Genomic DNA, 24,339 nt, shown 5'->3' with positions numbered 1-24,339 from the left:
AGGGAGTATAGTGAAGTTTTGTAATTATATAAACGGTCAGTGGAAAGAGCCAATTTCAAGTCAGTATTCTAAAAATTATAATCCTCATAATGGAGAAGTACTTGGGGAATTTCCGCTAAGTACAGTAGAGGATACACAAATAGCAATCGCATCGGCTAAAGAGGCATTTTCAGATTGGCAATGCCTATCATTTCAGCAACGTGCAAACTATTTATGGAAAGCGGCAGCTATCTTAAAAGAGCGGGTTACAGAAATAGGTTATGATTTAACGCTGGAAGAAGGAAAGACACTTACTGAGGGCATTGGGGAGACAAAGCGAGCAATTAGTATTTTAGAATATTATGCAGGAGAAGCAACTCAACCAATTGGAGACATAATCCCTTCGGCTAATCCGAAAACGATGCTTTACAGTAAGCGGGTGCCGATTGGCCCAGTGGGATTAATTACGCCATGGAATTTTCCAATTGCCATCCCTGCATGGAAAATGGCTCCGGCCCTTATTTATGGAAATACAGTTGTTATAAAACCTGCTGAAATTACACCAAAATCAGTATATCACTTAGTAAATGCTTTTCATGAAGCAGGAATTCCTAGTGGAGTTATCAACTGTATATTTGGGAAGGGATCAGTAGTTGGAACGGAGCTAACAGAAAATCCAGATATAAAAGCAATATCTTTTACAGGATCCAATGGGGTCGGAAAAATGATTCAAGAAAAGGCGATCGCTACTGGGAAAAAAGTACAACTAGAAATGGGAGGAAAAAATCCATTAGTTGTATTAAATGATGCAGATATTGATAAGTCAGTAGATATTGCAATTAAGGGCGCATTTATGTCCACAGGGCAGAAATGCACGGCGACAAGTAGGATCATAATTGAAGAAGATATTTATGAAGAATTTCGAAATCGGTTAGTATTACGTACGGAAGCTCTTAAGATTGGAAACCCATTAGAAGATAATACTTTTATGGGACCATGTGTATCTGAATCACAATATCAGTCTATTTTATCAATGATTGAGGAAGGTAAAAAAGAGGGGACCTTAATTTGCGGGGGAAATGAATTAGAAGAACATGAATTGAAACAAGGTTATTATGTTCTGCCTACTATTTTTGAGGACGTGTCTAGAGAGGCGCGGATTGCGAAAGAAGAGATCTTTGGTCCTGTTATTTGTTTATTTAAGGTGAAAAATTATCAAGAAGCCATTCAATTAGCTAATGATACCGAATATGGACTGAGTGCATCTATCTGTACAAATAATCTTAGTCTTGCTCAACAATTTATCGATGATATGGAAGTTGGCATGGTTCATGTGAACTCGGAAACTGCGGGAGCAGAACCACAGGTTCCGTTTGGAGGAATGAAAAATTCAAGTGATGGACCGCGTGAACAAGGAAAAACGGCTGCAGAATTCTATACAAGAGTGAAGACAGTATATATGGATCAGATGTAATGGATGAAATCATGCATAATAATGGGGGATGAAAATGCGCAAAGGGACATTTTTTATGGCAGGACATGCGAGGCTTCCGAAGGGGATGGCTGTACGCAGTGTCTATGAAACATTAACAATTACAATAGAAGCTGATCACAAATATCATGTAATTATTGAATCCTCATGTACCCTTGCTACAGAACATGGGAGAGATTTTATCGCCCAAATTTTAAGGGGATACAGTCTGCGTGATGGTATTGATGATGTGATTCAAGAGATTTCCTATCATTATCAGGGAAAAGCACAAAATGCTATTATTAGTGCTTTGAAAGATTTGTACCGGCAATATACAAACTATTTAAATGGCAATAATCCTCAAGAGGAATTAGAGGAAACTGCTCAATTAAAATAATTATTTTTTTGAATTTTAAAATAAGAACTGCCGAGTTTATTATACTTCAATTTCTGAAGAATATTCGTAAACAAGAGCCAGTTATATTTCCGCTTATTTGGTGAGCGAAATATAACTGGCTTTTTCATTTCTATACAAGGAGGAAAGAATATGGGGAGATTAAGTGAAGCTCAAAATTTTAGGAAATCACCAAAGCAAAAAGGGGTATGTACGGGGAATAAGGCAATCGTGAAAGCATGTAAAATGTGCCAAGTATGTAATCAAGGGAACGAGGGAAACCCCGATTATTATAAACCAGCAGACGCAATTCAAATTAGTAAATCATAAAAGGAAAAAATGCTATTAAATGCATTGACAGTCAGAAAATTTTGAATTATTATTTACTTATAAGGTGACGGATCCATATGAGAAATTAGCCTTCTCTATCTCGATCTTCATTTCATGTTTTATATGGAGTTTAATAAAAAACTGTCTATTATTATTGTACTTTAAGAAATTAAAGAACATCCGTAATTTTAAGCCAGTTATACGCTTCTACAATTATGCATTGTAGGACGCGTATGACTGGCTTTTTAGTTTTTTCATACTAAGGAGGAGTTAATATGTCAGCGATTATTGAAAAAGAAATACAAATGAAATTTGCTAAAAAGTATGAAGGGTATGAAATTACTCCTCATCCAGAACATAAGAGGCTGTATCATATCATTCTAGATAATCAGTTACTTCAACAATTTTTTACTGAGGTAAAAGAACATTCTGAACAATCCTTGCAGTATATGCCATATTCTCGTTTTATTCTTGCTGATCAAATGAAAAAAATATTTGGTGGGTCTTTTATGGAAAATATCAGGGGGATTATCCATGATCGTGAAACAGGGGGATTTACAATTGGGGTGCAAGGTGAAACATCAGAGGCAGCTGATTATGTAAAATTTGCGACTGCATTGACGCATTTAATTGGTACTTCGAACTTTGATGCAATGACAGGCACATACTATGCGAGGTTTCATGTAGAGGACACGGATAATAGTGATTCTTACTTGCGTCAGGCTTATCGTCTATTCACCCTTCATACAGATGGGACATTTGTTGATGAACCTACAGATTGGTTACTTATGATGAAGTTTGCAGAAAGAAATGCGATAGGTGGGGAATCTCGTTTACTTCATTTAGACGATTGGGAAGAACTTAATAAATTCAGAAACCATCCGTTAGCATCTGTAAAGATCACATATAAAGCACCTCCAAGTAAAAATGCACAAGAGATTGTACAGCGTGAAACATTTTTTGATGTAAACAATGCACCGTGTATTTGTTTTATTGATCAGTTTGTTTATCCTGAAAATATTGAGCAGGCTCAGTATTTTAAAGAGCTATCAGAGTCCGTAGAAAATTCTACAGCAACTCATGCACTAAAGTTACCTGTTGGAGATTTAGTTCTTTTAAATAATTTATTTTGGATGCATGGAAGAGCTCCTTTTGAAAAGAACAAGGGTTTATATCGAGAATTAATGCGTCAACGCGGATGCTTTTCAAAATAAAGTGAAACTTTAATCAGTGGGGGTTTTCTTCATCCCCACTGATTATTAGCCCTCACCAATCGGGCTTTTACGGGCAGTTTATCTCCCACCTAAATTCTTTTTTTTCGCCAAATTTTGAGGTGGGAGTATTACTGCCCGTTAATGCGGGGTAAAACAAAAATGTTAATGATGGCGGGCCTTTATATGGCCTGCCTTTCATGATATATGCGGAAGCAAATTAATGTATTTCGAGGAGGAAAAATTATGTATGATTTTATAATAATTGGGGGCGGTATTGTAGGGCTATCTACTGGGATGGCGTTAACAAAAAAATTTCCCCATGCCAAAATAGCAATAATAGAAAAGGAAAATGAACTTGCACACCATCAAACTGGACATAATAGCGGGGTTATTCATTCAGGAATTTATTATAAACCAGGTAGTTTTAAGGCCAGATTTGCAAAAGAAGGTAATGCGGCTATGGTCAAGTTCTGTGAAGAAAATGGAATTGCTTATGATATGTGTGGAAAAGTTATTGTTGCTACTGAAAAAGAAGAATTGCCTCTGTTACATAATCTTTATGAACGAGGGACTCAAAATGGTTTGGATATTTCTAAAATCAATCAGGGGGAATTAGCTGAAATTGAACCTTATGTAAAAGGATTAGGTGCTATTCGTGTTCCTTCTTGCGGTATTGCAGATTATAAAGGAGTAAGCTATGCACTTGCACATTATATAAAAGAGCGTGGAGGAGAAGTGCATGTAGGAACGAAGGCAGAACGTATTTATGATAAAAAAGATATTGTTACAATTGAGACAAATAAAGGAGAGTTTGCAACACGATTTATGATTAATTGTGCTGGATTACATAGTGATCGAATAGCAAAAAAATCAGGGTTAATAACAGATATGAAGATTGTTCCTTTTCGAGGAGAGTACTATGAACTAATTCCCGAAAGACGCCATCTTGTAAAACACTTAATTTATCCAGTTCCAAATCCAGATTTTCCATTCTTGGGTGTTCATTTTACTCGAATGATAAATGGGGAGGTACATGCTGGGCCGAATGCAGTATTAAGTTTTAAGCGCGAAGGATATACGAAAAAAGACTTTGATTTAAAAGATTTTATGGAGACCATGACATATGCGGGCTTTTGGAAAATGGCAATGCCAAATATGAAAGAGGGCATGAAAGAGATGGTTCGATCGTTTAGTAAACAGTCGTTTCTTAAAAGCTTACAGCGTTTAATACCAGATCTTACGGAGAAAGACATTGTTCCAACACATGCTGGTGTAAGAGCTCAAGCGATTACAGCCAACGGGAATATGGTAGATGATTTTTGTATCATTACAGGGATAAATGCAATGCATATTTGCAATGCTCCATCTCCAGCTGCAACTGCAAGTTTGAAAATTGGAGAGGCAATTGCGGACCAAATTCCTGATTCAGTAGCAGATCGTGTAAGTTCTTCGAGAATATCTAGTCTACGGGCTTAATTGACTATATCGAAATAATATTATGATACAGAAAGATATTTCACATAAAATGGATAAAGAAAAGAGTATTAGAGGTAGGAATACTGCTTTTTCTTTATCTTATTTTATATACATCAATTAAAAAAACGACATAAACCGCCTCTTTTTAGGTGGGAGAGAGCATCTGGCCATGCATAGAAGCGGTCAGGGCCTTTTAAAAATAGAAAGGGCAAACGAGTGTAGGTTACTTTTTATTCTGCATAGCAGGGATTTAGATGTCGAAACATTAAAATGGATTTATATAGGTAGTGTTCCTAATAACTTCGTATTTTCTTTTCAATTCCTTCAAATCTTCCCCTAAGCTCTCCCCAATCTTAGGGGAAAATTCGTCATATATATGTATTAATTCCGATTAAGAGGCGGATTCAAGTATAATAGAACTATGCATATGATATTTATACAATGGTGAAAAATATATAAAGTGAAATTTTAATCAGTGGGGGTCACCGATTGGGCTTTTACAGACAGTTCATCTCCCGCCTAATTTCTTTGTTTTCACTGAATTTGAAGGTGCTATTGTTCGTAAATAGCGAGATAAAAGAATATATAACAAAATGAGGTTCGTACATGAGTAAAAGAAGTTTTAAAGATTACGCATTAAGTAAAGAAATTGTAAGGGCTCTTACTAGCTTGCAATATGAAAGTCCAACAGTAGTACAAGAAAAAGTAATTCCAGTTGCATTAGAAAAGAAGGATCTTGTTGTAAAATCACAGACGGGGAGTGGGAAGACCGCTTCTTTTGGTATTCCACTTTGTGAAATGGTTGAGTGGGAGGAAAATAAGCCGCAAGCATTAATTCTTACACCAACAAGGGAACTTGCTGCACAGGTAAAAGAGGATATTACGAATATAGGAAGATTTAAACGAATTAAGGCAGTTGCTGTGTACGGTAAGTCACCATTTGCACGTCAAAAGTTAGAACTAAAGCAAAAGACACATGTTGTAGTTGGAACTCCCGGGCGTGTGCTAGATCATATTGAAAAAGGTACTTTGGCTTTAGAAAGTCTGAAGTATTTAGTAATTGATGAAGCAGATGAAATGTTAAATATGGGTTTTATCGATCAAGTAGAAGCGATTATTGACGAATTACCTACGAATCGAATGACGATGCTATTTTCTGCGACATTACCGGAAGACGTTGAAAATTTATCTCGTACATATATGGAATCGCCAATCAATATTGAGATTAAAGCATCTGGTATTACGACAGATAAAATTGAACATACCCTTTTGGAAGTGAGCGAAGAGGGGAAATTTTCGCTTCTTAAAGATGTAACAATCATTGAAAATCCAGATAGCTGTATTATTTTTTGTCGTACGCAAGAAAATGTAGACCATGTATTTAGACAGTTAAAGCGCTCGGGTTATCCTTGTGATAAAATTCATGGCGGTATGGTGCAAGAAGATCGATTTGCAGTAATGAATGACTTTAAAAAGGGTAAATTCCGTTATTTAATAGCAACAGATGTAGCAGCGCGAGGAATTGATATTGAGAATATTACACACGTAATTAACTATGATATCCCATTAGAAAAAGAAAGTTATGTACACCGTACAGGAAGAACGGGGCGTGCTGGTAATAGCGGAAAAGCAATTACATTTGTAACGCCGTATGAAGATAGATTTTTGGCAGAAATTGAAGAGTATATCGGTTTTGAAATTGTAAAAATAGATGCATCTTCAAAAGAAGAAGTTACAAAAAGAAAGGCGGCATTTGAAGAAAAAATAAATGCTAAGCCGATGATGAAAAAAGATAAGAGTGCTAACCTAAATAAGGGAATTATGAAATTGTATTTTAATGGCGGAAAGAAAAAGAAAATCCGAGCAGTAGATTTCGTTGGTACAATTGCCAAGATTCCAGGCGTTACGGCGGATGATATAGGGATTATTACGATACAGGATAATGTCTCCTATGTTGATATATTAAACGGAAAAGGGCCACTCGTTTTAAGAGTAATGAAAAATACAACGATAAAAGGGAAACAGTTAAAGGTTCATGAGGCGATTAAGTAAAGGGAACTATCCACTCTAACAGGTGGATAGTTTTTTTATCCCGAATTAACGGGCAGTAGTATTCCCACCTCAAAATTTGGTGAAGACAAAGAAGTAAGGTGGGAGATAAACTGCCCGTAAAAGCTCGATTGGTGAGGGCTAATAATCAGTGGGGGATAAAGAAACCCCCCCACTGATTAAAGTTTCACTTTATGAAAAATAAGGAAATCATGTAAGAATATATTTATTTCATTCGTATATATAAGTGAAGGGGGAGCGGATATGAATGATAGGGAATTAGTAGATGAAATAAAAAAACAAAATACAGAAGCATTGGATCAATTGATTCTTCAATATAGTAAGTTGATTTATGGAGTAATTGGGAGTGTATTAGGGGAGCACCATGAAAGAGAAGAAATTGAAGAGTGTTATAACGATGTCCTCCTCATACTTTGGTATAAAATAGACAGCTTTCGAATTGAAAAAGGACAGCTTAAGAATTGGATTATTTCTATTGCAAAGTTTAAGGCGCTAGATTATAAAAGGAAACTTAAGCAAAAGCATATTGAACAAACAATAGAGCAACTGATTTTACAAGATGATGGAGATGTAGAAAAAGTATTGCTCAAAGAAGAGGAAAAAGAGTTTGTTTTAGGGGCTATTCATCAGCTAGATGATGTAGACCATAATATTTTTTATCGAAGGTATATTGCTGATGAGAGTATAGAGGATATTTCAAAAGGACTACATATGAGTACAAGTGCAGTGTATACAAGATTATCAAGGGGAAAGCAAAAGTTAAAAAGAGTAATGGAGGGGTATTATGAATTGTGAAAACTATAGTATCGATCGAATTGTTTTCGAGCAGTGGGATGAACAAGAAATATCCCAATTTGAAGCAATAGGGGAGCGCCTTATTGGGAGTTTGGAGAATAAGAAAAAAGATATTAGAAAACGAATTGCTAGAGAAAATCTTAAAGAGATAGAAGAAAAGGCAAATAATGAACTAGAAGAAAACGAATTTATCGAATTACAATTTCAAGCTCAAGCTACAGGTGGCTACTATGTGGGCGCAATTATGTGTTCAGCAGACTATGCAGCAATGCCATTAGTACTTATGGATGTAGGAAATCGATTCGTCGTTTTTGGAACAAGAGATAAAATTATGATCTATGAAGTAAAGGAGCTTTATCAAATTCAAAGAGTATACATTATTGATTATAATGATATCTTTAAATACTATTACAAAATAAGAAAGAACCATACGGTATTATGTTTTAAAGCTAAAAAGGATAAATATAGCCAGCTAAGGGAATGTTCGAGCTGGATGTTGTATGGGTATTTGCAAGGAAGAATTAATATGGTTATTAATAGTTCGGATAGAGATATTATAGCTAAGTATTTTGATAGAGAGATTCATTCGAAAAGAGATCATTAAAATGGATTTACAAAGAAAGAAAATGAAATGTATGTGTATCGTCGTATATCTGAATTTTTAGAACGGCATCAGTAAAAATTCTATGAAGAAGAGCCATCGATTTCGATGGCTCTTCTTCATGTTTAAGAGTCCTTCAAATCATCCACTAATTTCTCTGCTAAACGTCTATACATATTGCTCATTGTTACAAAAGAAGTCAGCAATAAGAATTTTTCCAACTCTTTATCCTCAAATGAAGCAGCAGCCTTTACCTCAGCTACTCGTGTATCTACATCTTTTTTAAAGTTTTCAACATTTGTTTCTGTAAGGTTGAGATAATCTTTGTAGAGGGTGTCCAATTCAAACGTATTGTCGTTTAGTAGTTTCTCATTGAGATTCGCCAACGAGCTTTTAATATCATTAATTGAGAGAGCACCCTTTAATTGATAAATTAAACTGATTAAAATCATATGTTCTTTTGAGTATTTCTTGTTTTTTATAGGGATGAATAATTTTCCCTTGGCATAGTTATTGATCATTGTTTTTGTTAGTACTTTTTCGTCTTCTGTTCTTGTTGTATCACCGTAGTTATTTTCAAATAGTTGAACAACTTGATCTACGTATAAATCCACATTAGGGATATCTTCAAGTGTAATATTTTTCTCTAAATGTAATGTTTCGAGTAAGTTCTTTATGTTTTCCATATAAACCCTCACCTTTGTAGGAATGATGTACATTTTATCTTTAAATATGGTATTACGAAACAAATGAATTGTAAATGTTGACCTTTGAAATGATTGTGTATATAATTACATGTAGTTATTAAAACTACATGTAATTATATGAGGGGTTGTTAATATGAATGCTTATATAAGAGAACCGGTTAATGCGTTTACCCATTTAGGTGGCGCCGTATTATCATTTATTGCTTTGTTAGCTATGCTTGTGAAAGTTTCTGTGAACATGCCATCTTTTGCTACAATTACGGCGGTTATCCTATTTGGATTAGGAATGATGATTCTCTATGCAGCTTCTACTGTATATCATAGTGTTATAGCAAATGAGCGTACTATTTATTTCTTTAGAAAACTAGACCATTCTATGATTTTTATGTTAATTGCAGGCACATATGCACCCTTTTGCCTAATTACCTTACAAGATGCAAACGGCTTGTTATTATTTGTGCTAGTTTATGTGACCGCGATATGCGGTATTGTTTTTAAAATGTTTTGGTTTAATTGTCCAAGATGGTTATCAACAGCAATTTATCTTATGATGGGATGGTTAATTGTCTTATTCTTTGCACCGTTATCAGAAAGCCTAAGTACGGGAGGAATCATACTTTTAGTACTTGGAGGTATTTTTTATACGATTGGTGGATTCATTTATGGTGCAAAACCAAAGTGGTTAGAGTTTAAGTACATGGGACATCATGAGATTTTTCATATTTTTGTATTGCTAGGTAGTCTTGCTCATTTTTTAAGTGTATATTGTTATGTAATTTAATGAGAAAAAATTATATATATAATAAAGCTACATAGCATAAGTTATGTAGCTTCTTTAATGGGAACTGGTCATTATAAAAAGTATATATGGGATAAAATGTAAGATGGTATTTTTGAGGAATAAACATGTACTAGGGAATATGTGGTATAATTTTAAAAGTTTATAATGAATAAAATATGGAGGACTATAATTATGGCCATACTTGTAACAGGTGGAGCAGGATATATTGGTAGTCATACATGCGTAGAATTGTTAAATAACGGTTATGAAATCATAGTAGTTGATAATCTTTCAAATAGCTCAGTAGAGTCGTTAAATCGAGTAAAAGAAATAACAGGAAAACAATTTAAATTTTATAAAGAAGATCTTTTAAATCGTGAGGAAATTGATACGATTTTTGGAGAAAATACAATCGAAGCAGTCATCCACTTTGCTGGCTTAAAAGCGGTTGGAGAATCAGTAACAATACCGCTTACTTACTACCATAACAACATTACAAGTACATTAGTACTATGTGATGTTATGCAGAAGCATAATATGAAAAAAATGATCTTCAGTTCATCTGCAACTGTGTATGGGATTCCTGAAACATCACCAATTACAGAGGAATTCCCATTAAGTGCAACAAATCCGTATGGTCAAACAAAATTAATGATTGAACAGATTATGCGTGATGTAGCTGTAGCTGATCCAGAGTGGAGCATTGCATTACTTCGCTACTTCAATCCCTTTGGTGCACATGAAAGCGGCCGCATTGGAGAAGACCCAAATGGAATTCCAAATAACTTAATGCCATATGTAACACAAGTAGCGGTTGGTAAATTAAAAGAGTTAAGCGTATTTGGAAATGATTATCCAACAAAAGATGGTACGGGTGTCCGTGATTACATCCACGTTGTTGACCTTGCAGCTGGTCATGTGAAGGCTCTTGAAAAGATTCTTGGTACAACAGGAGTAGATGCATATAACCTTGGTACTGGTACTGGTTATAGTGTATTAGAAATGGTTGAGGCTTTCGAGAAAGTGTCAGGAAAGGCTGTTCCTTATAAAATTACGGAACGTCGTCCTGGAGACGTAGCTGTATGTTTTGCAGATGCATCTAAAGCAAAACGAGAGTTAGGATGGGAAGCAAAACGAGGCCTGGAAGAAATGTGTGCGGATTCTTGGAAATGGCAGTCGAATAATAAGAGCGGTTATCAAGAAGTGTAATATATCGGATGAAATGACTAATAGTCTATAAGGTGAAAAATTTTGTAATAATTTTTCGAGAAAATGGTCTCAGTACATAGTGCTGGGACCATTTTCTTTCCTATCCACTCGAAACAATAGTAGGATATATGATTCTTATCGTGTGTTTAATGAATTCTAACGCTTGTATCGTTCTCGAAGTAAGTTTATAATCAAGGAATCCTATTTACTGTTTGATAGGAATAAATATCGTTGAAAGCGCTTTAAAACATGCGATAGTATTTTGTGTAGCTTTCTTTTCTAAGGTAGGAGGTCTGACTCATTTTTGTGAAAATATCGTTGTGAACCAGCAAAATATTTTCTATTTTCATGTATTCAGCTCTAAATCAGAAGAAAGATATCACTAGTATAATTTTATGTTGTGAGGAGGTTAAGGTGTGAAAAAACATGATTTTCACACAAACATATATGGGTTACGTTGGATTATTGCTTTCAGGTGCAGCTTTATTTTTAAATAGTCTTGTTATATTAGGGAAAGCTGAAGAAAAAAGTGCAGGTGTTTTTAATTTATTTGTAGGGGTACTACAAATTGTAATTCCGTTTTATCTTATTATGATTTCTGATCAAAGTAATTGGACTATTTATTCATATGCAGCTACTTTTCTATTTGGTTTAACTTATTTATATGTAGGCATTACCTTTATAACAGGAATGAGTGGTAATGGGTTAGGTTGGTTTTGTCTGTGGGTGGCCCTTGTCGCGTTATTTTATATGGCTGTATCGTTTGTTCAATTTCAAGACATCGTTAATGCACTGACTTGGTTTATGTGGGCACTTCTTTGGTACCTATTCTTTGTATTAAATGTACAAAAAAAGAATATAAATCAATATCTTGGCAGAATAGCATTTGTACAATCATGGGTAACGCTCACGTTTCCTTCTCTTCTTTATTTTATGGGGATATGGGAAACATCAGTAGTTTATCAGGCATGGATTTATGTCTCAGTGCTTTCAATTTTATACTTTTGTTATTGTGTTTTTAAATATCGAGTGCGGTAATGGTTGTACGATAAATAATACGAGAGCAAAAGAGTTAGGATTTCAGTTTAGAATGTTAGAGACTGATGTAAATCATATATTGGAACATTATATCAAAGTCATGTAATGGTTATTCATAGATCCCCCGGTGGCAATCCGGGGGATTTTGGAGGATTTCGACGACATTACCAAATTTACCTTATACGCATAACTAATGTTTTTGTGATTTAACTGCTTGTAAATACTTTTCATTTACTCGATCCCAGTTAACCGTATTCCACCAATTCGTAACAAATTCTGGACGACGGTTTTGATACTTCAAATAATAAGCATGCTCCCATACATCAATTACGAGCAATGGGATTTTTCCTTCTTGCAGTGGTGTATCTTGATTTGGTGTGCTCATGACAGAGAGTTCGTCACCATCAAGTACAAGCCATCCATATCCACTTCCGAAGCGACTAATTGCTGCCTTGGAAAGCTGGTCTTTTAGGTTGTCAAAGGTATTGAAATAATAATCAATTACTTTTGCAACGTCTCCATTAGGTTCGCCTCCACCTTTCGGACTCATCACTTCCCAAAAAAGGCTATGGCAGTAATGTCCACCACCGTTATTTCTTACAGCTGTAACAATGTCTGGTGGAAGAGTGTTTAAATTACATAATAATTCTTCTAAAGGTTTGTTCTGCAATTCTTTATAACCTTCCAAAGCTGTATTTAAATTCTTTACATATGTCGCGTGATGCTTTCCATGATGAAGTGCCAAAGTATCACCATCAATATATGGCTCTAATTCATCATAGTCATATGAAAGTTCAGGCAAATGAAATGAAGACATATAATTCACCTCCTTTTCTCTAAAGTTGCCCGCGGTAAAAATATTTTACCTAACTCAAAAATACACTTGTTTTTTTTATAAGTCAACAATAAAACATATAATTCTATTAATTTTCTGAAAAAACGAGCTTTAGTGAAGACAATAGACGCTTTTGATTTTGTTTGTTACAACACACCTTTTTGCTTATACTGTAAAGTAGTAGTGTGTTGTTGAAACAGAAGGAGATTGCTTATGAATAAAGTGAAGAAATTAATAGATGAAGCAAGAAAGTTTATTACAACTTGCTATCAAGAGCTTGGTAGAGAACAGCAAATAGAAGAACGCCTCAACCAAATTGTATCGGAAATAGAGCGGACAGGAACGTATGAACACACTTTTGATGAACTTGTTCACGGTGCACGGATGGCCTGGAGAAATAGTAATCGATGTATCGGAAGATTATTTTGGAATAAAATGCATATATTAGATGCTCGTGAAGTGAATGATGAGGAAGGTGTGTATAATGCACTTATTCATCACATTAGATATGCAACGAATGATGGGAAAATTAAACCGACGATTACAATTTTCAAGCAATATAGTAGTGAACAGAATAATATTCGTATTTATAATCATCAATTGATTCGTTATGCAGGGTATGAAACGGAAGTAGGGTTAATTGGCGATGCTCATTCTGCTTCATTTACAGCGTTTTGTCAGGAGCTTGGCTGGAATGGTGAAGGCACAAATTTTGATATATTGCCATTGGTATTTTCTATTGATGGACAGGAGCCTATATATAGGGAAATTCCTAAGGAGGATGTAAAAGAAGTTGAAATTGAGCATCCAGAATATCCATTTTCATCTCTAGGAGCAAAATGGTATGGTGTACCGATCATTTCAGATATGCGTTTAGAAATCGGAGGAATCTCCTATACAGCGGCACCTTTCAATGGCTGGTATATGGGGACTGAGATTGGGGCTCGTAATTTGGCGGATCATAATCGTTATAATTTGCTTCCAGCTGTTGCAGAGATGATGGGTTTAGATACATCTAGAAATAGCACGCTATGGGGGGATAAAGCATTAGTTGAATTAAATGTAGCTGTTTTACATTCTTTCAAAAAGCAAGGAGTAAGTATTGTTGATCATCATACAGCTGCACAGCAGTTTCAGCAATTTGAAAAGCAAGAGGCTGCTTGTGGTCGCGTAGTGACAGGAAACTGGGTATGGCTTATTCCGCCATTATCGCCGGCTACAACTCATATTTATCATAAACCTTATCCGAATGATATTCTTACTCCGAATTTCTTTCATAAATAATCAAAAAAGCATTGAAATAAAAGATTTCAATGCTTTTTTGATTAAGCTTAATCTAGTACTTTTCCTTTCGTCTCTGGTACACATACTAGCATTGTAATGAGCCCAATTGGATAAATGATGAAGATAAGTGATAATGCTCCAAGTAAATTTCCACCTGTAGCAAGCAACCCGATAATTACTGGTCCAAATCCCGCTAACCCGCGGCCAGTACCGAAAATAAAGTTTTCGGCTGTAGATCGTGCCTCTGCTGGATAGTTTTCTGCCAAAATTGCTCCGAATCCTCCCATCATACCGTTAGCAAAGAAACCAAGTAAGGCGCTTCCCCATAATAAAAATGTTGCATCTGTAAATAGGAAGAAGTAAATCAGACAGTATATAGTACCACCGATGTAGTAGATTGCAAAAGTTTTACGGCGTCCAATTTTATCAGCTAAAATTCCAAATGTTGCAATCCCAATTAACATTCCGATTGTAGAAATAAACATCCATCCACTTGCTTTCGCTAATGTGTAGTTATATTTATTCGCTAAAATTGTAGGCATCCATGTGAAAATACCATAGTATCCAAAGTTTTGAATAAATGACATAATAATAAGTCCGATCGTTGTCAGTGTTACTTTTTTATTTGAAAATAATTTACGAAGGGGAAACTTTTTCATATGCTTTAGTTGTTCTGCTTCATCAACTGTTAAAGTGCCCTTTGTTTCTTTTTGTAGTAATTCCTTCTTATATTGTTGTTTTTGTTCCCATATTTTTGGTTCACTTAAACTTTTGCGAACATAGACCGCTAGTAAGGCAGGGATTAAACCAAATAAGAAAACAGCTCTCCAGCCAAAGTGTGGAACGATAAAGGCTGGAAGCAATGAAGCAACTAACACTCCAAATTGCCATCCAAGTGCGACAACAGAAGTTGCTTTTGCACGCATTTCTTTCGACCATGTTTCTGTTACGATGGCCATTCCGATTCCAAATTCACCACCAACACCCATACCTACTAGAAAGCGAAGAATTAACAATTGCCAATAATCTGTTGCGAAATAGATTAGTGCTGTTGCTAGTGAGAATAATAAAATGGTAAAAGCCATTGTTCGAATGCGTCCAAATAAATCGGCAATAAATCCAAATAAATATGAACCGATTAGCATCCCAAGTGTTGTTGCTAGTGTAAGGTTTCCGCCTTCTACTGGTGTTAAGTGAAATTCCTTTAAAATATAGACGAGTACAAAAGACAAGAGTAGCATATCTAAACCTTCTGCTGCATAGCCTAGAGCAGAACCAAGCAATGTCTTATATCGTTTTGCTTTTGTCTCCTCTGCTACTTGTTGTAATTCACCTGTGATATTCATCATTACTCCTCCTCATTTGTTATACAGTCGCTATGGAAGAATAATAAAAGGCCTTCTCACCTAGTATTGTGAGAAGGCCAAAAAAAGCATACGTATCCCTTATGAAAGAACATGCGTATTTATATTCCGACTTCCTTCTCAACCTCACGGGGCTGTGTTAAAGGACTGTAATTAGATTACTTTATTTTTAGCACTCTTTGATTGTGTTGTCAAATAAAGAGAATAATTATTTTTGTAATCTTCTATTGTAGCATCTTATAAAATATATGTTATTCTTCTTGACGATACCTTCACTATTTTCCGATAATAAAACTAACTATATAAATCCATTTTAATTTTTCGACATCTAAACCCCTGCTATGCAGAATAAAAAGTAACCTACACTCGTTTGCTCTTTCTGTTTTTACTTCGCATGTGGCAGAAAAAGACCCTGACCGCTTCAATGCATGGCCAGATGCTCTTTCCCATCTAAAAAGAGGGGGTTTATGTCGATTTTTTAATTGATGTATATATAAACAAACAAACAAAGGATGAATCACAGATGCTAGATTTAGTGCTTATGATGATTGAGCGCGTTGGATTAATTGTTATCTTAGGTTTTTTACTTTCACATATTAAAACGTTTCGGCGCCTCGTTCAGAAACAAGATGGATATAAAGATAAGTTTATGCTCATTTGTATTTTTTCGCTATTTACAATTGTAAGCAATTACACAGGGATCGAAATTGCAGGGAATACCATTATGAATGAAAACTGGCTACAAGGTGTTTCTTCATCGAGTACCATTGCGAATACACGTATTATGGGCGTTGGGATTAGCGGTTTATTGGGAGGACCGATTATCGGGATTGGCGTTGGGTTTATTGCTGGCATTCATCGTTATATGCTTGGGGGAACGACAGCTCTTAGTTGTGCAATTTCGTCTATCTTAGCAGGAATTATTGCTGGCTATATTGGCCGTATTTTTCAAAGGCATAATCGTGCCATTACACCTAAGTTCTCAGCTATTTTAAGTGTTCTTATTGTTTCTTTAGAAATGATTATGATCTTATTTATTGTAGAAGATGGTTTTAACGTTGTGAAAACGATTGCGATACCGATGATTCTTGTAAACAGTTTTGGTAGTTTTATTTTACTTTCTATGATACAAGCTATTTTACGCCAAGAAGAAAATGCAAAGGCTTTACAAACTCATAAGGTACTTGGGATTGCTGATAAGACATTACCTTATTTTCGCCAAGGTTTAACGGAGGAATCTTGTAAACATGTGGCACAAATTATCCATCGCTTTACAGGAACAGATGCGGTATCTTTAACAGATACAGAAAAAATATTAGCGCACGTAGGATTAGCGTCTGATCACCATATACCTTCTCATAGTTTAATTACAGGGTTATCAAAAGCAGTTTTAAAAACAGGGAAAATAATGAAAGCGAAATCGCGAGAGGTAATTGATTGTCAACATGAAGGATGTCCCTTGCAAGCAGCGATTGTGATTCCGTTAACCTCGCACGGGAATACAATGGGGACATTAAAGTTGTATTTTAAAAATTCGAACCAATTAAGTCGTGTGGAAGAAGAATTAGCAGAAGGGTTGGCGAAGATTTTCTCAACACAGCTTGAGTTAGGAGAAGCAGAATTACAAAGTAAATTACTTCAAGATGCAGAAATAAAAGCATTGCAAGCACAGATTAATCCGCATTTTCTATTTAATGCAATTAATACAGTATCAGCTTTATGCCGCACAGATGTAGAAAAGGCTAGAAAACTTTTATTACAGCTTAGTGTTTATTTCCGTTGTAATTTACAAGGGGCTCGTCAATTGTTGATTCCGCTGAAGCAGGAGCTGAATCATGTACATGCATATTTATCGTTAGAACAGGCAAGGTTTCCAAATAAGTATGAGGTGAAAACATATATCGAAGAAGGGTTACAGACAATTTTTCTTCCGCCATTTGTATTGCAGTTGTTAGTAGAAAATGCACTTCGTCACGCCTTTCCAAAGAAACAGCCAATTTGTGAGGTAGAGGTTCATGTATATGCGACAGGAGACATGGTTCATTTTAAAGTGAAAGATAATGGACAAGGGATTGAAAGGGAGCGTTTAGAGCAGTTAGGAAAAGCTGTTGTTGTATCGAAAAAAGGAACGGGGACGGCTTTATATAATATTAATCAGCGGTTGATAGGATTGTTTGGGAAAGAGACAATTCTTCATATTGAGAGTGAAGTAGAAAAAGGGACAGAGATTGTATTTACAATTCCGATTCAAAACATAGAGGAGGAAGAGAGTGGTGTTAAAAGTATTAGTAGTCGATGATGAAATGTTAGCACGGGATGAATTGAAATATTTATTGCAGCGTACAAAAGAGGTTGATGTAATCGAAGAAGCTGATTGTGTGGAAGATGCATTGGAAAAGCTAATGGAGAACAAGCCGGATCTTGTCTTTTTAGATATTCAGTTATCAAATGATAATGGGTTTGAAATCGCAAATATATTAAAGAAAATGAAGAGTCCACCTGCCGTTGTATTTGCAACAGCGTATGATCAATATGCATTGCAGGCATTTGAAGTGGATGCATTAGATTATATCTTAAAGCCGTTTGATGAGGAGCGTATTGCACAGACATTGAAAAAATATAAGAAGAGAAAGGAGAATGAAACAGAGAAACATCAAAATATGAAGAGTATAGATGTAGCTCCGGAGATGCATAAGCTTGCACTTCCAATCGAAGAATCCATTGTACTTGTGAATATTAAAGATATTGTTTATGTAGGACTTGTTGACGGAAGGGTAACTGTAAAGACACTCTGGGAAACATACGTAACATATGATACGCTTGTTATTTTAGAAAAGAAACTGCCGCAAACAAGTTTTATGCGCGTTCATCGTAGTTTTATTGCGAACATTAACCACATTTCGGAAATACAGCCTTGGTTTAACTCTACTTATAATTTAATTATGAAAGATGGTTCCAAAGTACCGGTAAGTCGCACATATGCAAAAGAGCTGAAGAAGCTGCTTCGTATTTGAGAGGCAGCGATGGCAAGTATTGCAGTAACAGTAGTTGGGGTTGTAACAGTTGTTATTATTCCAATGTCAATGCCATTCCTTGGATAATAGAATATGTTTTGTAAAAATATAAAAGCAAGCTATTTGTAGCACAGATTTCTACTGATAGCTTGCTTTTTGTGTTACAGTAGTTGTATGACCTATTTTATTATGAAAGAACATAAGATTTTCCTTAAATCTTCATTAATACTTTGCATAATGCGTTCTGAAAAGGACCATTGTATTGTAAAATAGAAAGTAACATCATGTATCCGAACTTAGATCTAGAGGAGATACCGATAAACGCCTAATTTGTGGGAGAGATAAAGAAAAGCCCACTTATTAAAGTTTCACTTTATAGGACAGGAGAGATCACTCGTCGATTATGCAAATGAAAAACCTGTTTCAAAGCAAAGGATTTCAAAGATTACTGGTATTGCTTTTATTAGCTCTTATATTATATGGGCTACAAAGTATGTTTAATTTAATTTTAATCACGTTTATGCTTACGTATTTAATGGATCGATTTCAAAAATTTATTTCTCGAAAACTCGATCATTTTCTGCCGATTAATCGAAAAATTATTATAGCGTTATTATATGTGATGTTAGTTGGTGGAATTGCCGTTACGTTAGTTAAGTATCTGCCAGTACTAACGGTGCAAATCTCACAATTAATCTACCAGTTTAATGTATTCTTTAAAAATCCGCCAGATAATGACATGATAAAGGCAGCAATTAATGCCATTAACCATATGGAGCTTTCCAAATATATTGGGCAAGGTGTGGACATTCTTTATAAATCTATCGCTAATGTTGGGAAATTTGGGCTGCAATTTTTCCTTTCTCTTATTTTAAGCTTATTCTTCTTGCTTGAGAAGGCGCGTATTGTCGCTTTTACCGCGAAATTTAAAGAGAGCAGACTTGCCGTTTTTTATAATGAAATTGAATATTTCGGAAAGAAATTCGCACGTTCTTTCGGAAAAGTAATTGAAGCGCAGTTTTTAATTGCTATTGTTAATTGCGTTTTATCTGTTATAGCACTATGGATTTTAGGATTTCCACAATTGCTTGGTTTGGCGTTAATGATCTTTTTACTCGGCTTAATTCCAGTAGCTGGTGTAATTATTTCGCTAATTCCGCTCTGCATGATTGCTTATAATATTGGTGGTATTACATATGTTGTCTATATTATAATTATTGTTACTTTCATTCATGCACTTGAAAGTTATGTGTTAAATCCAAAATTCATGTCACAAAAAACGAATTTACCAATTTTTTATACATTTATGGTATTAACTTTCTCTGAACACTTTTTAGGTGTGTGGGGGCTTATTATTGGTATACCAATTTTTGTGTTCCTATTAGATGTGTTAGATGTGACGAGCGATGAGATAGAAAAAGATTCTGCTAAAAAATAGAGTAAAAGAAAAAGCATCGGACGCCGGTGCTTTTTCTTTTATAACTTCTAACTTCTTATGCCATACTGTAAGAAGAATTAAATAATTGGGGTGAAATAAATGGCTATAAACGAAAAGGTAGAAATTGCAACGTTTGCAGGAGGATGTTTCTGGTGTATGGTTTCACCATTTGAAGAGATGGAAGGTATTATACAGGTTGTTTCAGGTTATACGGGTGGGCATAAAGAGAATCCGACTTATAAAGAGGTTTGTTCTGAAACAACAGGGCATTATGAAGCGGTACAAATTACATTCGATGCAAATAAAATGCCGTATGAAAAATTATTAGGCATTTATTGGAGACAAATTGACCCAACAGATATTGGAGGTCAATTTCATGATCGTGGACAATCGTATGAGACTGTAATTTTTTATCATAGCGAAGAACAGCGTGAGCAAGCAGAAGCTTCAAAAATGGCACTTGCTGAGAGCGGCCGGTTTTCGAAACCAATTGCTACAAAAATACTCCTTGCTACTACATTTTATCCAGCTGAAGGGTATCATCAAGATTATCATAAGAAAAATACATTTCGCTATGAGTTATATCGTCAAGGATCAGGACGTGATGCTTTTATAAAAAAACATTGGCCTAAAGATAATGCTTATTTAAAAGAACGATTAACAGATATGCAGTTTTACGTAACACAGGAAAATGGAACGGAGCCTCCGTTTCAAAATGAATATTGGAATCATAAAGAGGAAGGTCTATATGTAGATATTGTATCAGGTGAACCGCTGTTTACTTCACTAGATAAATTTGATAGTGGATGTGGTTGGCCAAGTTTTACAAAGCCGGTTATGTCAGCTAGTGTGAAAGAGAAAATGGATGTTAGCCACAATATGACGCGTACGGAAGTAAGAAGTAAAGAGGGAGATGCCCACCTTGGTCATGTATTCCCAGATGGACCAGGTCCAAGTGGTCTCCGTTATTGTATTAATTCAGCGGCACTTCGATTTATTCCGAGAGAGGACTTAGAGAAGGAAGGCTATGGAGATTTTCTAATATTGTTTGGAAATAAAAAATAACCTCGCTGCGCGCGAGGTTATTTTTTTATTCTACAGTTTTCTTTTTAAATTTGCTGAGTACTTCGTAAACAATTGGAACGATAAGAAGAGTTAATAATGTTGAACTTGTTAATCCACCAATTACCGTTACTCCAAGGCCTTTAGAAATTAATCCACTGCCCTCAAATCCTAGTGCAAGTGGGATAAGGGCACCAATTGTTGCGATTGCGGTCATTAGAATTGGGCGTAAGCGTGTTGCGCCAGCTTCTAACAATGCTTCGCGTGTTGATAGGCCTTCACGCTCTTTATGAATAACACGGTCGATGAGGACAATCGCATTCGTTACGACGATACCGATTAACATAAGGGCACCAATCATTGCTGATACGCTTAATGTCTCACCAGAGATTAATAAGGCAACAAGAGCACCGATAATTGTAAATGGTAGCGAGAATAAAATTGCGAGTGGTGCAAGGGCACCGCCAAATGTAACGACAAGAACGAAGTATACAATGGCAATCGCAGCCAACATCGCTAACCCAAGTTGTTGGAATGATTCTTGGATATCTTTTGTAACACCACCCATAGAAACATCTACACCAGAAGGTAGGTCCATTTTATCTACTTCTTTCTGAACAGCAGCGGATGCTTTCGAAACATCATCGGATGTTAATTTTGCACTTACTGCTGCATAAACACGACCATCACGACGTGTTACCGTGTTGGAAGTTTCACCTTCTTTTACAGTCATAACATCTTTAACAGCAACTTCATTACCAAGTGGTGTTGTAATTTTACGATTTGTTAAATCATCAATGGTTTCATAATTTTGTTTTTCTGCTTCTACATATACGTTAATATCTTTACCATCTTTTTTAATGGTTGTAAGAACAGGACGATCATGTTGATTAGAAAGTCCCATTCCAATCTGTGCAGCAGTTAAGCCCATTTTACTTAGTTTTTCTTGATCTGCGACTAATGTGTATTCTGCATATGTTTTTGCAATACTAGAGTCGATATCTTTTAAGTCTTTATTCTTTTCCATGATATTTTGAATATCTTTAACGACAGGTTTGATGTCTTCTGAGCTATCTCCGTATACGTATAGCTTAATTTCATTGCTACCGCCACTAGCCCCGAAGTCTTGGCTTTTCCATTCGCCTTTTCCTGCCATTTTTTGTAGGTCTTTAATGACTTGTTCTTTCTCTTTTTCGAAGTTTTTCGTGTCATTATCATACTGAACGAAGAACATGGCTTGATTTTTCTTACCTGGACTCATTGGGTTTTCTCCACCTAATGAGAACTGAATTGTTTTTACATCTTTTTTATCTTGGAAGTGTTTTTCTGCTTTTGTTGTTATTTTTTCAATGTCTTCCAATGTTTGCCCTGGTTCAGGGTTATATGTTGCAATAATCATTTTTTCTTCTTCAGATGGTAGGAAACTTACGCCGATAATTGGTACAAGTGTAAGACTGCCCACTAATAAAAGAACAGCGATGCTAGATGTAATGATTTTATGGTTTAATGCCCAACCAAGCAGGCGTTTATAGCTATTTGCTAATTTACTTGGTTTTTCTTCATGATGTACTTGTTTTTCTTTCATGCTTTCCTTTTTGAATAAAGAATGAGCTAGCATTGGTACAATTGTAACAGCTACAAGTAACGAAGCTAACAAGGCAAAGACAATTGTTAAAGCGAATGGTAAGAACATTTCGCCGATCATACCTTTTACAAGTCCAAGTGGTAAAAAGACGGCGATTGTTACGATTGTAGAAGACATAATTGGAATAAACATTTCTTTTGTTGCTTCACGAATTAAATCTTTTCCTCGTAACTTCTCTTCTGATAAAGACATACGTCTATAAATATTTTCAATAACAACAATTGAATCATCGACAACGCGCCCGATAGCGACCGTCATTGCCCCAAGCGTCATAACATTGAGTGTAATACCCATTTGTTTTATTACTAAAACAGCAATCAATAAAGAAAGCGGTATGGAAATGACAGAAATTAACGTTGTTCGGATGTTTCGTAGGAACAACATAATAATGACAATGGCGAAGATGGCACCAAACATTGCCTTGCTAAGCATTGTATCAACTGATTTCTCAATCGGTGCACCTTGGTCAAATGTTGAGATGATTTCTAGATCTTTATATTTCTTTTCAAAGTCTTTTACTTTATCTTTGACTGCATTTACGACATCAACCGTATTTGCATCAGCAGCTTTGACGATTTGAATGCCGATTGCTTCTTTCCCATTTGTACGAGAAATAGATTCAGCTTTCCCTACTTCTTTAATATCAGCGATTTCATCTAATGTAACAGTTGGGATTCCGCCAGCTAAAGCTGGATTCATCTGAGGTGCTTGTGCTTGGGAACCTGCTCCAGCGTTGCCTTGGCCACTTGCTGCTGAAGGAACAACAGGAATCTTCATTTCTTTTAAAGCTTTGAGCGTTGTAATATTACCATCTACAACAACTGATTTCTCCGTATCTTTAAATGTATATAGGCCAAGTGGTAAGGATACGTCAGAACCTTTAATCATATTTTTAACAGTATCTTCACTTAAACCTAATTCTTTCATCTTATCTTTTTTGAAGACAAGTTGTACTTCATCTACTTGTTGTCCAGCAATTTGAACAGATGCAACACCATCAAGTCCTTTTAATCCTGGAACGATATTTTTTTCAACTTTTTCAGTTAAGGCAGCTAAAGATTCATCTTTACTCGCCACGCTTAATGAAATAACAGGAAAGGCATTAAAGTTTACTCGAGAAACTTTTGGGTCCTTCACGCCTTCTGGTAATTTCACATTTGCAAGTGCCTCTTTAATTTCAGTTTCAGCTTTTTCCATGTTCTTATCAAAGTCATATTCTACTTGAATAGAAGAGGCATTTTGATAAGAGGAAGAACTTACAACGCTAACTCCACTTAAATTTTGCAGTTGTTCTTCCATCGGTTTCGATACCTTATCTGCTACTTCTGCTGGTGTAGCACCAGGATAAACCGTCGTTACCGTTACAACAGGTGTTGTAATGTCAGGAATTGTTTCTAGCTTCATATTAAGACCAGAATAAATTCCTGCAATGGTAACAATAATGGTTAATAGCCAAACCGCGAACTTGTTTTTTAACGAAAAGTTAATAATTTTGTTCATGTTTGCGCTCCCTTTTACAATATATATTGACCGACTGGTCAGTCTAATACATAATATAACTGACTGATTGGTCAGTCGTCAATCAAAAAGGGTGTTATAATAAAATTAATTTGAAATTTTATGATGCAGGAT

At 35.5% G+C, this 24,339-nt stretch carries 20 protein-coding genes and 1 pseudogene; 17 read left to right on the top strand and 4 right to left on the bottom strand.

The genetic code is table 11. From position 1 onward, the window contains the following. Positions 1-10 precede the first annotated feature (10 nt). The 8 genes from ACIQ7L_RS13100 (at position 11) to ACIQ7L_RS13065 (ending at position 8,333) form a co-directional block, all read left to right on the top strand. Positions 11-1,453: an aldehyde dehydrogenase family protein gene (locus tag ACIQ7L_RS13100; protein ID WP_400569680.1), complete on the top strand. Its 1,443-nt coding sequence runs from the start codon at positions 11-13 to the stop codon at positions 1,451-1,453. A 34-nt stretch (positions 1,454-1,487) separates the two neighbouring features. Further along, positions 1,488-1,847: a DUF3870 domain-containing protein gene (locus tag ACIQ7L_RS13095; RefSeq protein ID WP_097894484.1), complete on the top strand. Its 360-nt coding sequence runs from the start codon at positions 1,488-1,490 to the stop codon at positions 1,845-1,847. 150 nt (positions 1,848-1,997) lie between these two features. Next, positions 1,998-2,174, top strand: a complete 177-nt coding sequence (locus ACIQ7L_RS13090) for a hypothetical protein (protein ID WP_400569678.1) — start codon at positions 1,998-2,000, stop codon at positions 2,172-2,174. Positions 2,175-2,449: 275 nt separating this feature from the next. Next, positions 2,450-3,388, top strand: coding sequence for a glutarate dioxygenase GlaH (glaH, locus tag ACIQ7L_RS13085; RefSeq protein WP_400569676.1), 939 nt, complete (start codon positions 2,450-2,452; stop codon positions 3,386-3,388). A gap of 243 nt (positions 3,389-3,631) precedes the next feature. Beyond that, a complete protein-coding gene (gene lhgO, locus ACIQ7L_RS13080; protein WP_400569674.1) occupies positions 3,632-4,864 on the top strand; it encodes an L-2-hydroxyglutarate oxidase in 1,233 nt (410 codons plus the stop codon). A 606-nt stretch (positions 4,865-5,470) separates the two neighbouring features. After that, the gene (locus tag ACIQ7L_RS13075; protein ID WP_400569672.1) at positions 5,471-6,916 is read left to right on the top strand and encodes a DEAD/DEAH box helicase; all 1,446 of its coding nucleotides are present in this window, start codon (positions 5,471-5,473) and stop codon (positions 6,914-6,916) included. Positions 6,917-7,177: 261 nt separating this feature from the next. Continuing rightward, positions 7,178-7,729 (top strand): sigma-70 family RNA polymerase sigma factor, encoded by a 552-nt coding sequence (locus ACIQ7L_RS13070; protein ID WP_400569670.1) that lies wholly within the window; start codon positions 7,178-7,180, stop codon positions 7,727-7,729. After that, positions 7,719-8,333 (top strand): hypothetical protein, encoded by a 615-nt coding sequence (locus tag ACIQ7L_RS13065; protein ID WP_400569668.1) that lies wholly within the window; start codon positions 7,719-7,721, stop codon positions 8,331-8,333. Before ACIQ7L_RS13070 ends, ACIQ7L_RS13065 begins: the two co-directional genes overlap by 11 nt. Before the next feature lie 122 nt (positions 8,334-8,455). Here the strand turns inward: ACIQ7L_RS13065 and ACIQ7L_RS13060 are convergent, their stop codons facing one another. After that, on the bottom strand, positions 8,456-9,016 hold the full coding sequence (locus tag ACIQ7L_RS13060) for a DUF1836 domain-containing protein (protein WP_400569666.1): 561 nt from the start codon (positions 9,014-9,016) through the stop codon (positions 8,456-8,458). 154 nt (positions 9,017-9,170) lie between these two features. On the opposite strand from ACIQ7L_RS13060, the gene trhA reads away from it, so the two are divergent. From trhA to ACIQ7L_RS13045, 3 genes are all read left to right on the top strand, one after another. After that, complete coding sequence (trhA, locus tag ACIQ7L_RS13055; protein WP_400569664.1) at positions 9,171-9,818, top strand: PAQR family membrane homeostasis protein TrhA; 648 nt, start codon at positions 9,171-9,173, stop codon at positions 9,816-9,818. Positions 9,819-10,010: 192 nt separating this feature from the next. Continuing rightward, the gene (gene galE / locus ACIQ7L_RS13050) at positions 10,011-11,027 is read left to right on the top strand and encodes a UDP-glucose 4-epimerase GalE (RefSeq protein WP_400569662.1); all 1,017 of its coding nucleotides are present in this window, start codon (positions 10,011-10,013) and stop codon (positions 11,025-11,027) included. Between the two features lie 447 nt (positions 11,028-11,474). After that, positions 11,475-12,065 carry an AmiS/UreI family transporter gene (locus ACIQ7L_RS13045; protein ID WP_400569760.1) on the top strand — a complete coding sequence of 197 codons (591 nt, stop codon included), beginning with the start codon at positions 11,475-11,477 and terminating at the stop codon, positions 12,063-12,065. Between the two features lie 190 nt (positions 12,066-12,255). On the opposite strand, the gene sodA is transcribed toward ACIQ7L_RS13045, so the two are convergent. Then, on the bottom strand, positions 12,256-12,882 hold the full coding sequence (gene sodA, locus ACIQ7L_RS13040) for a superoxide dismutase [Mn] (RefSeq protein WP_400569661.1): 627 nt from the start codon (positions 12,880-12,882) through the stop codon (positions 12,256-12,258). Positions 12,883-13,113: 231 nt separating this feature from the next. Between sodA and ACIQ7L_RS13035 the strand changes: the two genes are divergently transcribed. Then, positions 13,114-14,184 carry a nitric oxide synthase oxygenase gene (locus tag ACIQ7L_RS13035; protein ID WP_400569659.1) on the top strand — a complete coding sequence of 357 codons (1,071 nt, stop codon included), beginning with the start codon at positions 13,114-13,116 and terminating at the stop codon, positions 14,182-14,184. Between the two features lie 47 nt (positions 14,185-14,231). Here the strand turns inward: ACIQ7L_RS13035 and ACIQ7L_RS13030 are convergent, their stop codons facing one another. Next, positions 14,232-15,530: an MFS transporter gene (locus ACIQ7L_RS13030; RefSeq protein ID WP_400569657.1), complete on the bottom strand. Its 1,299-nt coding sequence runs from the start codon at positions 15,528-15,530 to the stop codon at positions 14,232-14,234. A gap of 541 nt (positions 15,531-16,071) precedes the next feature. Here ACIQ7L_RS13030 and ACIQ7L_RS13025 point away from each other — a divergent pair. The 5 genes and pseudogenes from ACIQ7L_RS13025 (at position 16,072) to msrB (ending at position 21,065) form a co-directional block, all read left to right on the top strand. Next, positions 16,072-17,847, top strand: a complete 1,776-nt coding sequence (locus ACIQ7L_RS13025; protein WP_400569655.1) for a LytS/YhcK type 5TM receptor domain-containing protein — start codon at positions 16,072-16,074, stop codon at positions 17,845-17,847. Continuing rightward, positions 17,822-18,562 (top strand): LytR/AlgR family response regulator transcription factor, encoded by a 741-nt coding sequence (locus ACIQ7L_RS13020; protein WP_400569653.1) that lies wholly within the window; start codon positions 17,822-17,824, stop codon positions 18,560-18,562. The genes ACIQ7L_RS13025 and ACIQ7L_RS13020 overlap by 26 nt, the downstream gene beginning before the upstream one ends. After that, positions 18,563-18,649 (top strand): annotated as a pseudogene (locus ACIQ7L_RS13015) (antiholin LrgB); the annotation flags it as partial. Between the two features lie 316 nt (positions 18,650-18,965). Then, positions 18,966-20,000 (top strand): AI-2E family transporter, encoded by a 1,035-nt coding sequence (locus ACIQ7L_RS13010; protein WP_400569651.1) that lies wholly within the window; start codon positions 18,966-18,968, stop codon positions 19,998-20,000. A 99-nt stretch (positions 20,001-20,099) separates the two neighbouring features. After that, complete coding sequence (msrB, locus tag ACIQ7L_RS13005; RefSeq protein ID WP_400569650.1) at positions 20,100-21,065, top strand: peptide-methionine (R)-S-oxide reductase MsrB; 966 nt, start codon at positions 20,100-20,102, stop codon at positions 21,063-21,065. 25 nt (positions 21,066-21,090) lie between these two features. On the opposite strand, the gene ACIQ7L_RS13000 is transcribed toward msrB, so the two are convergent. Then, positions 21,091-24,207: an efflux RND transporter permease subunit gene (locus ACIQ7L_RS13000; RefSeq protein WP_400569648.1), complete on the bottom strand. Its 3,117-nt coding sequence runs from the start codon at positions 24,205-24,207 to the stop codon at positions 21,091-21,093. Positions 24,208-24,339 lie beyond the last annotated feature (132 nt).

It is taken from the genome of Bacillus sp. NPDC094106 (assembly GCF_044764345.1).
Lineage (GTDB): Bacteria > Bacillota > Bacilli > Bacillales > Bacillaceae_G > Bacillus_A.
This window is presented reverse-complemented; position numbering and strand designations above follow the sequence as displayed.

Bases quoted from the DNA above. Each gene is read 5' to 3' on its own strand.
- ACIQ7L_RS13095 (WP_097894484.1), top strand. From the start codon at position 1,488: ATGCGCAAAGGGACATTTTTTATGGCAGGACATGCGAGGCTTCCGAAG.
- ACIQ7L_RS13090 (WP_400569678.1), top strand. From the start codon at position 1,998: ATGGGGAGATTAAGTGAAGCTCAAAATTTTAGGAAATCACCAAAGCAA.
- glaH (WP_400569676.1), top strand. From the start codon at position 2,450: ATGTCAGCGATTATTGAAAAAGAAATACAAATGAAATTTGCTAAAAAG.
- lhgO (WP_400569674.1), top strand. From the start codon at position 3,632: ATGTATGATTTTATAATAATTGGGGGCGGTATTGTAGGGCTATCTACT.
- ACIQ7L_RS13075 (WP_400569672.1), top strand. From the start codon at position 5,471: ATGAGTAAAAGAAGTTTTAAAGATTACGCATTAAGTAAAGAAATTGTA.
- ACIQ7L_RS13070 (WP_400569670.1), top strand. From the start codon at position 7,178: ATGAATGATAGGGAATTAGTAGATGAAATAAAAAAACAAAATACAGAA.
- ACIQ7L_RS13065 (WP_400569668.1), top strand. From the start codon at position 7,719: ATGAATTGTGAAAACTATAGTATCGATCGAATTGTTTTCGAGCAGTGG.
- ACIQ7L_RS13060 (WP_400569666.1), bottom strand. From the start codon at position 9,016: ATGGAAAACATAAAGAACTTACTCGAAACATTACATTTAGAGAAAAAT.
- trhA (WP_400569664.1), top strand. From the start codon at position 9,171: ATGAATGCTTATATAAGAGAACCGGTTAATGCGTTTACCCATTTAGGT.
- galE (WP_400569662.1), top strand. From the start codon at position 10,011: ATGGCCATACTTGTAACAGGTGGAGCAGGATATATTGGTAGTCATACA.
- ACIQ7L_RS13045 (WP_400569760.1), top strand. From the start codon at position 11,475: ATGGGTTACGTTGGATTATTGCTTTCAGGTGCAGCTTTATTTTTAAAT.
- sodA (WP_400569661.1), bottom strand. From the start codon at position 12,882: ATGTCTTCATTTCATTTGCCTGAACTTTCATATGACTATGATGAATTA.
- ACIQ7L_RS13035 (WP_400569659.1), top strand. From the start codon at position 13,114: ATGAATAAAGTGAAGAAATTAATAGATGAAGCAAGAAAGTTTATTACA.
- ACIQ7L_RS13030 (WP_400569657.1), bottom strand. From the start codon at position 15,530: ATGAATATCACAGGTGAATTACAACAAGTAGCAGAGGAGACAAAAGCA.
- ACIQ7L_RS13025 (WP_400569655.1), top strand. From the start codon at position 16,072: ATGCTAGATTTAGTGCTTATGATGATTGAGCGCGTTGGATTAATTGTT.
- ACIQ7L_RS13010 (WP_400569651.1), top strand. From the start codon at position 18,966: ATGCAAATGAAAAACCTGTTTCAAAGCAAAGGATTTCAAAGATTACTG.
- msrB (WP_400569650.1), top strand. From the start codon at position 20,100: ATGGCTATAAACGAAAAGGTAGAAATTGCAACGTTTGCAGGAGGATGT.
- ACIQ7L_RS13000 (WP_400569648.1), bottom strand. From the start codon at position 24,207: ATGAACAAAATTATTAACTTTTCGTTAAAAAACAAGTTCGCGGTTTGG.